Below are 15,781 nucleotides of genomic sequence, written 5' to 3'. Positions count from 1 at the left end.
CGTTTAATGAAATTAGATAATATTTATAAAAACATTCCAGATGTTGGTGAACTTCATTCAATACCTCAAATACTACATTACCATGATGACGGTCGTTGGGTTTTGCCTTCATTAAATGAATTAAAAGAAATTTATAAGAATAAGAAAAAACTAGGGTTAGTTGGTATAAATGAATTTATTTGGAGTTCTTCAGAATCAATAAAACAAATTTCTCAAGGAGTTAGAGATCAATATAATGGAATTAATTACAGTAATGGTAAGTATTTTGAGGGATATAACGGCATACCTGTTAAATTATCTAAAGATGAAAAAATAATTGGTGTTTATTGTCTGAATTTCTCTAATGGAAAGGTAGTCACTATAGCAAAAACATATGGAAATAGATTTTTTTTAATCAAAGAATTTTAATAATTATCAACATCTACCCCAACTTTAACGGATCTAAAATCAGTTATAGCTTGAAATGAGTTTAATATTTTTTTAAGGTGGTTTTTAGTTTTACCTAACGAGTTTTCTTGTGGAATTTTTAGAATTATTGTTCTAATGTAATAGTTTCTAATTTTGGAAATTGATGGAGTTGTTGGTCCAAGAACATTTTGCTTAAAGCTATTAGTCATAGACTTTCCTAACCAATTTGCTGCAGTTTCCACTCTATTAAAATCTTTATGGCGTAGTGTTAACTTTATCAATCTATAAAACGGAGGGTATTTATATTGCCATCGTTCATCCAGTTGTTCTTTAAACATTGCCTCGTAATTATTAGTAGAAACTTGCTGTAAAATTTGATGGTATGGATTAAAAGTCTGAATAGCAACTCTTCCTCTTTTTTTAACTCTTCCTGCTCTACCAGCTACTTGTACCATTAATTGATAACTACGTTCGTATGCTCTAAAATCTGGAAAATTAAGCATGTTATCTGCATTCATTACACCAACTAAAGTAACATTAGAAAAATCTAAACCTTTTGATAGCATTTGTGTACCTACCAAAATATCAATTTCTTGTGCTTGAAATTTCCCTATTATTTTTTGGTAACCATATTTTCCACGCGTAGTATCTAAATCCATTCTACCAATATTAGCCTCCGGAAATAAATGTTCTAATTCTTCTTCAATTTGCTCTGTTCCAAAACCTTTTGTATTTAAAGTTGGACTACCACACGCACCGCAATTATGTAACATAGCTTGTTTATGTCCACAATAATGACATTGTAATTCTTTTTTATAATTATGATATGTTAAGCTTACATCACAATTTGGACATTGTGGAGAAACTCCACAAGTTTCACATTCTACAACTGGAGAATATCCTCGTCTATTCTGAAATAAAATAACTTGTTCTTTTTCTTCTAAAGTTTCTTCAATCATTTTAATTAACCTATCAGAAAAATGACCTTTCATTCTTTTTTTTCTGTACTTCTCCTTTATATTAACTAGTTCAATTTCTGGCAACAGTACATTGTTAAAACGTCTATTTAATTCAACATAACCATACTTGTTTTGTTTGGCATTGTATGAAGTTTCAATACTTGGAGTTGCAGAACCTAACAATACTTTTGCTTTATGAAAACCTGCTAAAACAATACTAGCGTCACGTGCATGATAGCGTGGCGAAGGATTGTATTGCTTATAAGAAGGCTCATGCTCTTCATCTACAATAATTAAATCTAGATTTGAAAATGGTAAAAATAATGATGATCTAGCTCCTAAAATTAATCGTGCTTTTTTCTTATTGTGCAGTGTATTATTCCATACTTCAACTCGCTCGTTAACCGTATATTTTGAGTGATAAACTGATAAGTATTCTCCAAAGTACAATTGCAATCGCTGAATAATTTGAGTTGTTAGAGCAATTTCAGGTAATAAATACAAAACTTGCTTTCCTTTTTCTAATGCTTCTTGAATAAGTTTTGCATAAATTTCAGTTTTACCACTACTTGTAATACCTTTTAATAATGTAACATGTTTGTTTTCAAAAGAAGATTTTATTTCTGAATAAGCTGTGTTTTGATATTCTGTTAATTTTTTAATTACAGATTTTTTTACATTAAAATCTACCCTATCTGTTTGAATGTAATAAAATTCAAAAATTTCTTTATCTACTAAAGATTTTATTACAGCTGTTGAAACATTTGCTTTTTCAATTAAATCTGTTGCTTTTATTGGTTTTTTTTGAGCTTTTAATTGAAAATACGTTAAAACTGCGTCTCTTTGTTTTTTAGCTCTACTTAACTCTTCTAATAACTCTGGTAATTTAGTTTCATTATCAAAACTAGCGTTTAAACGCACATACTTTACCAACTTTGGTTTATACTGCTCGTAAATTTGTTCTTTTATAACAATTATTTCTTTTTCAATTAATTGTTTTAAAACAGGAAAAACAGTTTTTTTTCCTAATATTTCTACAACTTTATTTACAGTTAATTCTGGTTGATGTTGTAAAGCTTCATAAATTAAAAACTCATCATCAGTTAATTCAGTTTCATCTTTTTCACCTAAAACTAATTGAATAATACTTTCACTTTCTAAAAGAAATGCTGAAGGCAATGCAGCTCTAAAAACCTCACCTAGAGAGCACATATAATAATTTGAAAGCCACTCCCAATGTTTTAATTGTAGCTCGTTTACCACTGGTTTATCATCTAAAATTTGATGAATATCCTTTGCTTCATAAGCTATTGGTGGGTTTTGATGAATTTCATAAACTAAAGCAGTATATACTTTTGACTTTCCAAACTCTACAGCAACTCGCATTCCAGGTTTTAGAAATTCTGCTTCAGCTTCTGTTACACTATATGTAAATAGCTTTTGAAGTGGAATTGGTAATACTACGTTTATAAAATTGCTCAATTTGACTAATTAAAGTGTAAAAATATTCATTTCAATTTAATAATGAAGAAAAATTATTACTTCTTAATTAGAATTATTCTAAATAGTGACTTTTATCACCTTTTCAACTAAACCCAAGTATTAAATTTGTTGTTTAAAACTAAAACTTATGAAAAAATATTTATACGTAATTATACTATTAGTTATTGCTACAAGTTGTAATACTTCTAACAAGAAAAAAGAAACAAAAGCATCAAATCCTGAATATGTTGCGCTTCAAAAAAAGGCATCAACAATATTTGGAACACTTCCAACACAGGTTAACAATCCTGAAAATGAAATAACCGAAGAAAAAGTTGTTTTAGGGAAAAAATTATATTTTGACAATAGATTATCTAAAGATAATACACAAAGTTGTAATACATGTCATGATTTAAAAACTTATGGTGTAGACAACTTACCTACTTCACCGGGGAACGATGGTGGCTTAGGTACTAGAAATTCTCCTACAGTTTTAAATGCTGCATTGCATAAAGATCAATTTTGGGATGGTAGAGAACCTGATGTAGAAGCACAAGCTGGTGGGCCTATTTTAAACCCAGTTGAAATGGCTATGCCTAGCGAAGAAGTTGTAGTAGAAAGACTTTTAGAAGATGAGAATTACCTAGAAATGTTTGAAACTGCTTTTCCTGAAGATGAAAAACCAATTACTTATAAAAATATTCAAAAAGCAATTGGAGCATTTGAACGTAAACTAATAACACCTTCAAAATTTGATGATTTTATTGCAGGAAATATTGAAATTCTTAATGAAAAAGAACTAAAAGGTTTACAATTATTTATAGATAATGGCTGTACTGCTTGCCATTCAGGAAATGCTTTAGGAGGAAATATTCATCAAAAATTTGGTTTGTTTGATGATTATTGGAAATACACAAAAAGTAAAACTATTGATGAAGGTAAATTTGAAGTAACAAAAAAAGAAGGTGATAAATATATTTTTAAATCACCATCTTTAAGAAATATTGCTAAAACGTATCCTTATTTTCATGATGGAAGTGTAAATGATTTAAAAGATGCGGTATCAATTATGGGTAAAATTCAATTAAATAAAGAGTTTACACCAGATGAATTAGATGCTATGGTAGCATTTTTAAACTCATTAACTGGTGAGTTACCAGAAGACATTAAAAATACTTTATAAATTATATTTTATTAATACTTAACAAATGTTACAAAGCATAGTAATACGTGTTACGTCTAATTTAAAATATTAAAAATATATTTGTTGTGTAATAAATTCGAGTTTATTTATTAAGGTTTATAAAATTGTATAACCAACTAAATACAAGTATTTTAAAGTAAATAAAAAACCTTAATAACATTGATTTATTCATGGTAGTTTGTTTAAGTTAGTACCCTATTTTTATAGGGTACTTTTTTTTTGGCACGTTGTTTGTAATTGTAAAAGTGTAATGCTGGGAAGCACACAAAGTATTAACTTAAATTTATCAATTATGAAAAACAAATTATTTTTATTCGCAACATTTGTATTAGTTAGCATTGGAGCAATTGCTTCAACAACAACAAACAATAATACAACCGATTATAACCGTTACAATAATGGTTATGGAAATTCTTTCACATTTGTTGAAGACGGTGTAACATTTGCAGTTTTTCAAAATGGTGAATTTGATTTTTACCTTAATCAACGTAAAGGCGTAAACGTAAATTACCACAGTAACAATGTAGATATATCATTCAACTCTGGTTACAATTACGATGCTTATTTACAGTACGATAGATTTGGAGCTGTAATTCAAGTAGAAAACATTCCTATTTTTTATGATTACTACGGAAGAGTTTCTCAAATTGGTAATGTAGATATTAACTATTATAACAATAGAGTTAGAAGAGTAGGACATTTATATGTACATTATGATAACTATGGATTTTACTCTTACACTAGTGGCTATATTAATAGATATAATAGAAAATATGTATACCATCCATACCATAATTTCTTTACAAGACCTTATTTTGAATATAGAGTGGTAAGTCACAAAGCTTATAGAAATAATTACAAACCTATTAGAAATAAATACTATTCAGATCATTCAAAAAACAAATATTATTCAAAAAGAAATTCTAATAATACACATAGAAGAGTTGCAACTAGTTCAATTCCAAAACGTTCAACAAACAACTCTACAAGAGTAAACACTTCTAAAAAAAGAGATTACAATACTAACAGAACAAGTACTTCTACTAGAAATAGAAATGACGTTACAACAAGAAGAAGTACATCTACTTCACCAAGTAGAAGCACAAATCGTACTTCTACAACAACAAGAAGTATTAATACAAAAACACCTAATAGAACAATAAATCGTTCTTCAACTTCAACTAGAACTCCTTCAGCAACAAATAGAAGCTCTAGTTCAACACAAAGAAAAAGTTCTGCAACTAGTAGAACTCCAGTAAAAAAACAAAGTACAAGAAGCACAACGTCAACAAGTAGAAGACGTAGTTAATATATAGTTTAAGTTTAGAGAATAAAAAGGTGTTGCATTATTGCAATGCCTTTTTTTCTTTTCTACTTCCTTCGTAAATTTCGTATTTCACAAATTTACAATTCAAATCAGCATTTTTAAGTGCAATTCTTTTTGAAGTACGTAAACCAACATGTTTTAAAGCTTCAAAATCTGACGTAATTAGCCAAGCTGTTGTATCTGGGTAATGGTGTTTTAACGTGTCTCCTATTTTTCCATAAAATTCTTCAACATCAATATTTAAACGCTCTCCATATGGTGGATTAAATACAATGGTAGTTTTTCCAAAAACTTCTTTTACAGAATTAAAAAAGTTAACATGGTGTACACCTATAAAATCACTTAAATTAGCGTTCTCAACATTCTCTTTAGCTTTTCTAACTGCCGAAGGTGCTTTATCAAATCCCATAATTTTAAAATGCGGATTGGTAATTTTTTTCAATAAAACATCTTGAATTTTAAAAAATAAATCTTCATCGTAATCATCCCATTTTTCAAAAGCAAATTCGTTTCTATTAATATTTGCTGGTATGTTACAAGCAATCATAGCTGCTTCAATTAAAATAGTTCCCGATCCACACATTGGATCAATAAAATTTCCATTTCCATTGTAACCAGAAAGTAATACTAAACCTGCAGCTAAAACTTCGTTAATTGGAGCAATATTTGTGGCGCTTCTATAACCACGTTTGTGTAAACTATCTCCAGAACTATCTAGCGATACCGAACAACCACCCTTTTGAATATGAACATGTATTTTAATATCTGGATGTTTTAAATCTACATTTGGTCGTCTATGATATTTATGCCTAAAATAATCGGCAATTGCATCTTTAGATTTTAATGATATGTAATGTGAGTTTGAAGTAAAACTTTTTGAATTTACCACCGCACCAATAGAAAATGTGCTATCAGCATTCATAAATTGTTCCCAATTTATCTTCTGAAGTTTTTCATACAAATCATCTTCATCAAAAACTCTAAAACTTTTAATTGGTTTTAATATTCTTATTGCGGTACGTAGTGACATATTTGCCTTATACATAAACCCTTTGTCTCCAAAAAACGAAACGCTTCGTACTCCAGTTTCAACCTTTTGTGCTCCTAATTGCTTTAATTCATTTGCTAAAACTTCTTCTAAACCGAATAAAGTAGTAGCAACCATTTTAAAATTTTGATGCATTAAATATCTTTTTTGCAAAAGTACTTAAATAAAATGAAGCGGTTTTCAGTTTTTAGAATAAAACAAATGCTTATTTTTGCATGAATTTAAAAATTATGTCAAAAAAAGATTGGTTTGCTTTGTGGTTTAACACAAGCTATTATCACACATTATACAAACATAGGGATTTTACTGAAGCTCAAGAGTTTATGCAACATTTACTTTCTTTTTTAAACTTTAAGAAAGAAGATTTATTATTAGATTTAGCTTGTGGAAAAGGAAGACATTCTATTTACTTAAACTCACTGGGTTACAATGTGATAGGCGCAGATTTATCGCCAAACAGTATAAAACACGCTAAAAAATTCGAAAATGAAACTTTACATTTTTTAGAACATGATATGCGTATTCCATTTAAAAGAAAATACAATGGAATATTAAATTTATTTACAAGTTTTGGCTTTTTTGAAGATGATAACGAAGATATTAATGTGCTTAAAAACATTAAAAATGCGTTAGAGCCAAACGGAATTGCTGTAATTGATTTTATGAATTGTACTAATGTAATTTCTAATTTAGTGCCTGAAAATGTTCAAGAAATAGATGGTATTACGTTTAACATTTCGCGTTATATTGAAGGTAAATTTATTGTAAAACAAATTGAATTTAAAGCTGACGGTAAAGAACATGTTTATTTTGAAAAAGTTAAAAATTTAGACCTAAATAGAATTCAAGAATATATGAATTTGGCAGGTTTGAAAGTAAAACATATTTTTGGCGACTATAAGCTAAATGAGTTTAAAAAGAATAGTTCGGACAGATTAATTATTATTGCAGAATGACATATTTAATTTTGATTTTATCAGTTTTAATAGGTATTGCTATTGTTTATGGTTTAAAACCAAGCAATAAAATTGCTCAACTTTTACTTGGCTTTAGTGGAGCTTACCTACTCTCAATTACCATACTACACTTAATACCAGAAGTTTACACCGCCAACAATGATTCGGTAGGGTTATTTATTCTTCTTGGGCTTTTAATGCAATTAATATTAGATTTTTTCTCAAAAGGTGCTGAACATGGACACATACATATTGAAACAGAAAATGTTTTCCCTTGGGCTTTATTTTTAAGTTTGTGTGCACATGCTTTTATGGAAGGACTTCCGTTAACTAATCACAGTCATCATGAGCATTTACTATGGGCAATTGTAATTCATAAAGTTCCAGTTGCAATAATATTAGGTACATTTTTTGTTAATTCTAAATTCCCAAAAAAAATGTCTATATTATTTCTAGTATTATTCTCATTAATGTCTCCACTAGGTACTTTTGCAGGAGAAAAAATCCCATTTTTAATTAACTATAAAACTGAAATTTCAGCTATTATAATTGGTATATTTTTACATATTTCAACAGTAATTTTATTTGAATCTTCAAAAGAACATAAATTTAATTTATTGAAATTTTTAGCAATACTGGTAGGTATGTTTATAGCTTATTTAGCTTAATAGTATAGAACTGAAATACGTTAATAAAAAAAAGCTCTTTAACCATAATAGTTAAAGAGCTTTTTTTAAATATTATTCTATTATTTAAAACTTTAATTAGCAACTTGGCTAATAAATTTAATTCTCATTAAACGCAACTCCTCTTCATCATAATCACCATCAAATTCATCTAACGCATCTTGAATTCTATCCGTTTCAGAATCCATAAAGTATTCAAATATTTCTTCTTGTTGATCTTCATCCAACATTTCATCAATACAATAATCTATATTAAGTTTTGTTCCACTATAAACAATACGTTGCAGCTCTTCAATTAAAGCGTTAAATTCTAAACCTTTAGCTTTTGCAATATCCATTAAAGGTAATTTTCTATCTGTATTTTGAATTATATACAATTTTAGTCCAGAATTAACACCTGTACTTTTTACTACAAAATCATCAGGACGTAAAATATCGTTTTCTTCAACATATTTTGTAATTAAATCTACAAATGGTTTTCCAAATTTACGTGCTTTACCTTCTCCTACTCCAAAAATATTCTTTAATTCATCCATAGTAATTGGATATTTTAAAGCCATATCTTCTAATGATGTTTCTTGAAAAACAGCATACGGTGGAACTCCATTTTTCTTTGCTACAGATTTTTGCAATTCCTTTAACATTTTAACCAATGTTTCATCTGCAGCTACTCCTGAACCTTTAGCATTTGAAATTACTGGAGTTGTATCATCATCTGTATAAATATGATCTTCAGTCATCATAAATGATGTTGGAGTTTTTATATAATCCGCTCCTTTTTCAGTTAATTTAACTACTCCATATTGTTCAATTTCTTTTTTTAAATAACCGGCTACTAATGCTTGTCGAATTAACGCCATCCAATAGTTAGCTTCATATTTTTTTCCAATACCAAAAAATGGTTGCTCATCTGTTTTATGAGATTTTAATAAAGCATTTACTTTACCTATTAAAGTATTTACAACTTCTTTAGATTTGTATTTTTGATTACTATCTCTAACTACTTCTAGTAATATTTTAAGTTCTGCTTTTGCTTCTATTTTCTTTTTTGGATTTCTAACATTGTCGTCCATATCTGCTCCCAGACCATTTTCTTCATCAAATTCTTCGCCAAAATAATGCAATAAATATTTTCGTCTAGACATAGAAGTTTCTGCATAACCAACTACTTCTTGCAAAAGTGCATTTCCAATTTCTTGTTCTGCAATTGGTTTACCTGAAAGAAATTTTTCTAGTTTTTCAATATCTTTATATGCGTAATATGCTAAACAAATACCTTCTCCTCCATCACGTCCAGCTCTACCTGTTTCTTGGTAATAACTTTCTAAACTCTTTGGAATATCATGGTGAATTACAAAACGAACATCGGGTTTATCTATTCCCATTCCAAAAGCAATAGTTGCTACTACAACATCTACATCTTCCATTAAAAACATGTCTTGATGTTTTGCTCTGGTTTTTGCATCTAAACCAGCGTGGTATGGAACTGCTTTAATTCCATTTACTTGAAGTAATTGAGCTACGTCTTCAACTTTTTTTCTACTTAAACAATAAATAATTCCAGACTTATTTTTGTGCTGATTAACAAAGCGAATTATATCACTATTAATATTTGCTGTTTTTGGTCTTACTTCATAATATAAATTAGGTCTATTAAATGATGCTTTAAAGGTTTTAGCATCAGACATACCTAATGTTTTTAGAATATCTTCTTGAACTTTTTCAGTTGCTGTTGCCGTTAAACCTATTATTGGAACATCATCAATTTGTTGAATTATAGTTCTTAAATTTCTATATTCAGGTCTAAAATCGTGTCCCCATTCTGAAATACAATGCGCTTCATCAATGGCTACAAAAGAAATTTTCTGACGTTTTAAAAATTCAACATATTCTTCCTTTATTAAAGATTCTGGCGCTACATATAATAATTTTGTAATTCCATCTTCTATATCTTTTTTTACTTGTGCTATTTCGGTTTTATTTAATGAAGAATTTAAAACATGTGCAATACCATTTTCTGAAGAAATACCTCTAATGGCATCTACCTGATTTTTCATTAATGCAATTAAAGGAGAAACTACAATAGCTGTACCTCCTTTTACCAAAGCTGGTAATTGGTAACATAGCGATTTACCACCTCCTGTTGGCATAATAACAAAAGTATCATTCCCTTCAACAATACTTTCTATAACTTCCTCTTGTAAACCTTTAAATTTAGTAAAACCAAAATATTTTTTTAAAGCGCTTTGTATATCAATCTTTTTGTCACTCATTATGCTAGTAATTCGTTAATCTATGTTTTAAATATTTTGTTTTATTTGGGTTAGTTTTGAAGTAAAATAATATTTTTTTAGATCTTTATTCAATTTCTGACTAAATAAATATATTTTTGTTAGCTACTAAAGATAAACATTTTTTAATTTAAAAAAAAAACAAATCTTTGAAAAATAAAAGCAAAATACTTAATACTGCTATACAAACAATAAACCTTGAAAGTAAAGCAATTGCGAATTTAATAAAATTTCTAAACGAAGAGTTTGAAAATGCTGTTAAATTTATTAGAAATTCTAAAGGAAGAGTTATAATTACTGGAATTGGTAAAAGCGCCATTATTGCTCAAAAAATTGTAGCTACTATGAATTCTACTGGTACACCTGCAGTTTATATGCATGCTGCTGACGCTATACACGGTGATTTAGGTTCTATTTTAAAAGATGATGTGGTAATTTGTATTTCAAAAAGTGGAAATACTCCTGAAATAAAAGTTTTAGTTCCTTTTATTAAAAATTATGGGAATAAAATTATTGCTTTAACGGGAAATCCAGAATCTTTTTTAGGAAAAAATGCAGATTTTGTTTTAAACTCTCATGTAGAAAAAGAAGCATGTCCAAATAATCTAGCTCCAACAACTAGCACAACAGCACAACTTGTTATTGGTGATGCTTTAGCAGTTTGTTTATTAGAAATGAATCATTTTTCGAGTTCAGATTTTGCAAAATACCATCCTGGTGGAGCTTTAGGTAAAAAGCTATATTTAAGAGTCAGTGATTTAATCGAAAAAAATGAATTACCACAAGTAAAACCTACTACTCCAATAAACGATGTTATAATTGAAATTTCTAAAAAACGATTAGGAACAACTGCTGTTGTAGATAATGAAAATAAAATTATAGGTATAGTTACAGATGGTGATTTAAGAAGAATGTTAAAAAACAACACCGATATTTCTGGCTTAACGGCTGAAAATATTATGAGTAAAAATCCTAAAACTATCCAAGCTAGTGCTATGGCTATTGAAGCTTTAGATACTATGGAAAATAATAGTATTACTCAATTATTGGTTGAAAAAAATAACAAATATGTAGGTGTTGTACATTTACATGATTTACTAAAAGAAGGAATTTTTTAAATGGCAGAACAAGAAAAAGAAATGTCTTTTTTAGACCACGTAGAAGAATTGCGTTGGCATTTAATCCGTTCTACGCTTGCAATATTTTTATTTGGAATTATTGCTTTTGTAATGAAAGGATTTATTTTTAATACCATATTATTTGCACCAAAAGATGCCAATTTTATAACCTATCGTTTTTTTTGTAAAGTTTCCCAGTTTTTTGGAACAGATGGTTTATGCATAGATGATATTCCGTTTACTTTTCAAAGTTTAGCAATGGCTGAACAATTTAGTGTTCATATTTGGACCTCAATTACGGTTGGTTTTATTCTGGCTTTTCCTTATTTAATTTATGAAGTATGGAAATTTATAAGTCCAGGATTGCATAAAACAGAACGAAAAGGAGCAAAATCGTTTATTATAATTTCATCATTTTTATTTTTTCTAGGAGTGTTATTTGGCTATTATGTGGTTACACCATTATCCGTTAACTTTTTAGGAAATTATTCGGTAAGTGATGCTGTTGAACGTAACATTAAAATTGGTTCGTATATCAGTCTTGTTCGCTCTTCATTATTAGCGTCTGGATTAATTTTTGAATTACCAATTGTAATTTTCTTTTTATCAAAAATGGGATTAGTTACACCTTCATTCTTAAAAAAATACAGAAAACATGCTTTGGTATTAGTATTAGTTTTATCAGCTATTATTACACCTCCAGATATTATTAGCCAAATTATTGTAGCTATTCCTATTCTAATTTTATATGAAGTAAGTATCTATATTTCCAGAGTAGTTGAAAAACGTGAACTAAAAAAATCTAAAAAAAATGCCTAATCAAGTAGAAGAATTTAATGCTTATCGTGAAAAAATGAACGATAAGATATTATCCGGAAATCATAAAATAATTAAACGTATTTTTAATTTAGATACAAATACATACAAAGAAGGACATTTAGACGTTAAAACTAAAGAACTTCTAGGTTTAGTAGCATCTGCTGTTTTACGCTGTGACGATTGTATAAAATATCATTTAGAAACTGCTTATAATGAAGGTATTACTAAAGAACAAATGATGGAAACTATGGAAGTTGCCACTTTAGTTGGTGGAACTATTGTAATTCCTCACTTACGAAGAGCTTACGAGTTTTGGGAAGAATTAGAAAAAGTTAATGGTGAGTAGTGAGTAGTGAGTAGTAAAAGTTATTTTAATTTAAATATAACTTTTAAAACCATTAAGGTTGAAACTTTATAAACTAAAAAAGAATGATTTTAAGAGCTGAAAATATAAAAAAGAAATACGGTAGCAGATACGTTGTAAAAGGCGTTTCAGTACAAGTAGAACAAGGTGAAATTGTTGGTTTATTAGGTCCAAATGGTGCAGGAAAAACAACTTCATTTTACATGATTGTTGGAATGATTAAACCTAACGAAGGGAAAATTTATTTAGACAACGAAAATATTACCGATTTCCCAATGCACAAACGCGCCCAAGCTGGTGTTGGATATTTAGCACAAGAAGCTTCTGTTTTCAGAAAATTATCTGTTGAAGATAATATTATGTCTGTATTACAATTTACAGATTTATCTAAAAAAGAACAAAAAGAAAAATTAGAATCGTTAATTGATGAGTTTAGTTTAGGTCATGTTCGTAAAAACCGAGGAGATTTATTGTCTGGAGGTGAACGAAGAAGAACCGAAATTGCTCGTGCATTAGCATCAGATCCAAAATTTATATTATTAGATGAACCTTTTGCAGGTGTAGATCCAATTGCTGTTGAAGATATTCAAAGTATTGTAGCACATTTAAAAGACCGAAATATTGGTATTTTAATTACCGACCACAATGTGCAAGAAACTTTGGCAATTACTGATAAAACATATTTAATGTTTGAAGGTGGAATACTTAAAGAAGGAACTCCTCAAGAATTAGCCGAAGATGAAACTGTACGTAGAGTTTATCTAGGTAAAGATTTTGAGTTGAAACAAAAGAAGTTTTAACTTATACTTTTTCTCTAATCTTAAAATAAAGCCAGTTATTACAAACGATATACAGTAAAATATGGTTACCTAAATATGAAGTTTAAAACCTTCGTGTGTAGCTTTAAAACCTAAATTTGTGTAAAATTTAATGGCTTTAGGTCTTTTTTTATCACTAGTAAGTTGCACAATATGTGCGTTTTTTTCTTTTGCTCTTGCAATTGCCCATTCAAATAATTTTTTACCTATTCCTTTTCCTCTAAAACTTTCATTAATAAAAACGTTTTCTATTTGAACTCTTAATCCTCCTTGATAAGCTAAATATTGAATAAAAGTTAATTGCAACGTTCCAATAATGGCAGAAGTATTTTTATCTTCAACAACAATTAATTCATTTGAGGTATCTGCATCAATAATTTTAAAGGCTTCATAATATTTTTCAGGAAGTGGTTCTTGATAGTCTTCTCTTAATTTGCCTAACGAATCACTTGCAATAATTTTTACAATACTTGATACATCTTCTATTCTAGCTTTTCTAAAAATCATTTTAATTTAATAGTGTTAGAAATAATTGATAAAACAACATAGGTTATAATAATAAGTGGAACCGCAACAAATTGCAAAACAGCAAATAATAGAACAGTAGTAATTAAAAATACATATTTTATTTGATTGTTTTTCCATGCATAATTTTTAAACTTTAATGAAAATAATGAAATTTCGGCATTCATTAAATATGTGAGTACTAATGAAATTAGTATTAAAAACCATTTATTTAAAATTAACGCATGTATAAATTCAATTGAACTAAATTCTAATATTAATGGTAAACTTAATACAAAAATTGAAGCTGCAGGTGTTGGTAAACCTATAAACGAGCTTGTTTGGCGTTCATCAATATTAAATTTTGCTAATCGGTAAGCTGCACCAAGTGTTATTAAAAGACCTAAAAAAGGCAACAATTCTAATTCACTACTTTCCCAACTAACAATTTTAGTGTTAAATATTTCTAATGTAGTTTTAGATTGTAACAACTTATAAATAACAATTCCAGGTACTACTCCACTTGTAACAACATCGGCTAAAGAGTCTAACTGTTTACCTAATTCACCAGATACTTTAAATAAACGTGCTGCAAATCCATCAAAAAAATCAAAAAATATGCCTAAAAAAACCAAATACGCAGCAATAACTAACTCATTATTAACAGCATATATTACAGCTATTGTACCACTTAATAAATTTAATAGCGTTAGTAAATTTGGAATGTATTTTTTAAGTGTCATAAAATTATTTTTGTAAAAATAGTAAATTGTTCTTCAAAAGATTTAATTATATTTATTTTTTAAAAAATTGTAAATGCCAATTATTCAATCTAGTTACAAACCCAACTTATTTTTCAAAAACACGCACCTAAATACTTCGTATAAAACCTTATTTACAAACCAAAAAATTAAGTATAGCAGAAAACGAATTTCAACACCTGACAAAGATTTTTTAGAACTTGATTTTTCTACAGTTAATTCAGAAACGTTAGTAATTGCTTGTCATGGATTAGAAGGAAGTTCAAATTCTAAATACATTATTTCTGTTTGTAATTACCTTAATAAACAAAAAATTGATTGTCTTGCTTTAAATTTTCGAGGTTGTAGTGGAGAAGATAATAACTTTATGTACTCTTACCATAGCGGTAAAACTGACGATTTAGAAACTATTATAAATTATGTTACAGAAAATTATAAGCACAAAAACATAGCACTTTTAGGTTATAGTATGGGAGGAAATATTGTATTAAAATATTTGGGTGAAAACTCTATAATTTCACCTCAAATAAAATGTGCAATTGCCATTTCTACACCTGTTGATTTAGAAAGTTCATCAAGAGAGTTGGAAAAAACACACAATAAGTTTTACTTAAATCGTTTTTTAAAAACCTTAAAACAAAAGTCTTTGGAAAAAAGTAAAAAATTTCCTGAAGCAAAACTTTCTAAAAAAGCTATTTTAAATTCTAAAAATTTTGAAGATTTTGACAATGCTATTACGGCTCCTTTATTCGGCTTTAAAAACGCTGAAGATTATTGGAAAAAAAACAGTTCTCTTCAATATTTAAATAAGATAACAACACCTACATTACTTATAAATGCTAAAGACGATACTTTTTTAGGTGAAAACTGTTACCCTATTCAACATGCTAAAAATAACACGTATTTAAATTTAGAAATTCCAGATTATGGTGGTCATGTTGGTTTTAACACTTCTTTTAATTCTAATAGAAATTTATGGAGCGAAAAACGTATTCATCAATTTATAAAACATATTATTTTGTAAATATAAACGTTT

Annotated in this window: 15 protein-coding genes; 10 read left to right on the top strand and 5 right to left on the bottom strand. The window is 28.3% G+C overall.

What is annotated here, in order from left to right:
• Nucleotides 1-6 precede the first annotated feature (6 nt).
• Nucleotides 7-408 (top strand): hypothetical protein, encoded by a 402-nt coding sequence (locus R3X25_RS09425; protein ID WP_317674173.1) that lies wholly within the window; start codon nt 7-9, stop codon nt 406-408.
• Here the strand turns inward: R3X25_RS09425 and priA are convergent.
• A complete protein-coding gene (gene priA, locus R3X25_RS09420) occupies nt 405-2,849 on the bottom strand; it encodes a primosomal protein N' (protein ID WP_317674171.1) in 2,445 nt (814 codons plus the stop codon). The two genes, R3X25_RS09425 and priA, sit on opposite strands and share 4 nt — an antisense overlap.
• A gap of 148 nt (nt 2,850-2,997) precedes the next feature.
• Between priA and R3X25_RS09415 the strand changes: the two genes are divergently transcribed.
• Both R3X25_RS09415 and R3X25_RS09410 read left to right on the top strand, forming a co-directional pair.
• Nucleotides 2,998-4,032, top strand: coding sequence for a cytochrome-c peroxidase (locus tag R3X25_RS09415; RefSeq protein ID WP_317674169.1), 1,035 nt, complete (start codon nt 2,998-3,000; stop codon nt 4,030-4,032).
• A gap of 313 nt (nt 4,033-4,345) precedes the next feature.
• The gene (locus R3X25_RS09410) at nt 4,346-5,362 is read left to right on the top strand and encodes a hypothetical protein (protein WP_317674167.1); all 1,017 of its coding nucleotides are present in this window, start codon (nt 4,346-4,348) and stop codon (nt 5,360-5,362) included.
• Between the two features lie 37 nt (nt 5,363-5,399).
• On the opposite strand, the gene R3X25_RS09405 is transcribed toward R3X25_RS09410, so the two are convergent.
• Nucleotides 5,400-6,563 (bottom strand): class I SAM-dependent RNA methyltransferase, encoded by a 1,164-nt coding sequence (locus R3X25_RS09405; protein ID WP_317674165.1) that lies wholly within the window; start codon nt 6,561-6,563, stop codon nt 5,400-5,402.
• A gap of 95 nt (nt 6,564-6,658) precedes the next feature.
• On the opposite strand from R3X25_RS09405, the gene R3X25_RS09400 reads away from it, so the two are divergent.
• On the top strand, nt 6,659-7,384 hold the full coding sequence (locus R3X25_RS09400) for a class I SAM-dependent methyltransferase (RefSeq protein ID WP_317674163.1): 726 nt from the start codon (nt 6,659-6,661) through the stop codon (nt 7,382-7,384).
• Nucleotides 7,381-8,052: a ZIP family metal transporter gene (locus tag R3X25_RS09395; RefSeq protein ID WP_317674161.1), complete on the top strand. Its 672-nt coding sequence runs from the start codon at nt 7,381-7,383 to the stop codon at nt 8,050-8,052. Before R3X25_RS09400 ends, R3X25_RS09395 begins: the two co-directional genes overlap by 4 nt.
• 92 nt (nt 8,053-8,144) lie before the next feature.
• Here R3X25_RS09395 and recQ read toward each other — a convergent pair whose 3' ends face one another.
• Nucleotides 8,145-10,343 (bottom strand): DNA helicase RecQ, encoded by a 2,199-nt coding sequence (recQ, locus tag R3X25_RS09390; RefSeq protein WP_317674160.1) that lies wholly within the window; start codon nt 10,341-10,343, stop codon nt 8,145-8,147.
• Between the two features lie 167 nt (nt 10,344-10,510).
• On the opposite strand from recQ, the gene R3X25_RS09385 reads away from it, so the two are divergent.
• The 4 genes from R3X25_RS09385 to lptB all read left to right on the top strand — a co-directional run bounded on the left by R3X25_RS09385 (nt 10,511) and on the right by lptB (nt 13,462).
• A complete protein-coding gene (locus tag R3X25_RS09385; RefSeq protein WP_317674159.1) occupies nt 10,511-11,479 on the top strand; it encodes a KpsF/GutQ family sugar-phosphate isomerase in 969 nt (322 codons plus the stop codon).
• Nucleotides 11,480-12,298, top strand: coding sequence for a twin-arginine translocase subunit TatC (tatC, locus tag R3X25_RS09380; RefSeq protein WP_317674158.1), 819 nt, complete (start codon nt 11,480-11,482; stop codon nt 12,296-12,298).
• A complete protein-coding gene (locus tag R3X25_RS09375; RefSeq protein WP_317674157.1) occupies nt 12,291-12,644 on the top strand; it encodes a carboxymuconolactone decarboxylase family protein in 354 nt (117 codons plus the stop codon). Before tatC ends, R3X25_RS09375 begins: the two co-directional genes overlap by 8 nt.
• An 83-nt stretch (nt 12,645-12,727) precedes the next feature.
• Complete coding sequence (lptB, locus tag R3X25_RS09370; RefSeq protein ID WP_317674155.1) at nt 12,728-13,462, top strand: LPS export ABC transporter ATP-binding protein; 735 nt, start codon at nt 12,728-12,730, stop codon at nt 13,460-13,462.
• A 69-nt stretch (nt 13,463-13,531) separates the two neighbouring features.
• Here lptB and R3X25_RS09365 read toward each other — a convergent pair whose 3' ends face one another.
• Both R3X25_RS09365 and R3X25_RS09360 read right to left on the bottom strand, forming a co-directional pair.
• Nucleotides 13,532-13,987: a GNAT family N-acetyltransferase gene (locus tag R3X25_RS09365; protein WP_317674153.1), complete on the bottom strand. Its 456-nt coding sequence runs from the start codon at nt 13,985-13,987 to the stop codon at nt 13,532-13,534.
• Nucleotides 13,984-14,727 (bottom strand): CDP-alcohol phosphatidyltransferase family protein, encoded by a 744-nt coding sequence (locus R3X25_RS09360; protein WP_317674151.1) that lies wholly within the window; start codon nt 14,725-14,727, stop codon nt 13,984-13,986. Before R3X25_RS09360 ends, R3X25_RS09365 begins: the two co-directional genes overlap by 4 nt.
• A 73-nt stretch (nt 14,728-14,800) precedes the next feature.
• Between R3X25_RS09360 and R3X25_RS09355 the strand changes: the two genes are divergently transcribed.
• Entirely contained in the window at nt 14,801-15,769 is a 969-nt protein-coding gene (locus tag R3X25_RS09355) for a YheT family hydrolase (RefSeq protein WP_317674149.1), read from the top strand.
• Nucleotides 15,770-15,781 lie beyond the last annotated feature (12 nt).

It is taken from the genome of Lutibacter sp. TH_r2, from assembly GCF_033101135.1.
In the GTDB taxonomy this organism is placed as follows: Bacteria; Bacteroidota; Bacteroidia; order Flavobacteriales; family Flavobacteriaceae; genus Lutibacter.
The sequence above is the reverse complement of the archived record's forward strand: the minus strand, read 5'-3'. Positions and strand labels throughout refer to the sequence as shown.

Coding starts and splice junctions, on each gene's coding strand:
- R3X25_RS09425 (WP_317674173.1), top strand. CDS start 7: ATGAAATTAGATAATATTTATAAAAACATTCCAGATGTTGGTGAACTT.
- R3X25_RS09415 (WP_317674169.1), top strand. CDS start 2,998: ATGAAAAAATATTTATACGTAATTATACTATTAGTTATTGCTACAAGT.
- R3X25_RS09410 (WP_317674167.1), top strand. CDS start 4,346: ATGAAAAACAAATTATTTTTATTCGCAACATTTGTATTAGTTAGCATT.
- R3X25_RS09405 (WP_317674165.1), bottom strand. CDS start 6,563: ATGCATCAAAATTTTAAAATGGTTGCTACTACTTTATTCGGTTTAGAA.
- R3X25_RS09400 (WP_317674163.1), top strand. CDS start 6,659: ATGTCAAAAAAAGATTGGTTTGCTTTGTGGTTTAACACAAGCTATTAT.
- R3X25_RS09395 (WP_317674161.1), top strand. CDS start 7,381: ATGACATATTTAATTTTGATTTTATCAGTTTTAATAGGTATTGCTATT.
- recQ (WP_317674160.1), bottom strand. CDS start 10,343: ATGAGTGACAAAAAGATTGATATACAAAGCGCTTTAAAAAAATATTTT.
- tatC (WP_317674158.1), top strand. CDS start 11,480: ATGGCAGAACAAGAAAAAGAAATGTCTTTTTTAGACCACGTAGAAGAA.
- R3X25_RS09375 (WP_317674157.1), top strand. CDS start 12,291: ATGCCTAATCAAGTAGAAGAATTTAATGCTTATCGTGAAAAAATGAAC.
- lptB (WP_317674155.1), top strand. CDS start 12,728: ATGATTTTAAGAGCTGAAAATATAAAAAAGAAATACGGTAGCAGATAC.
- R3X25_RS09365 (WP_317674153.1), bottom strand. CDS start 13,987: ATGATTTTTAGAAAAGCTAGAATAGAAGATGTATCAAGTATTGTAAAA.
- R3X25_RS09360 (WP_317674151.1), bottom strand. CDS start 14,727: ATGACACTTAAAAAATACATTCCAAATTTACTAACGCTATTAAATTTA.
- R3X25_RS09355 (WP_317674149.1), top strand. CDS start 14,801: ATGCCAATTATTCAATCTAGTTACAAACCCAACTTATTTTTCAAAAAC.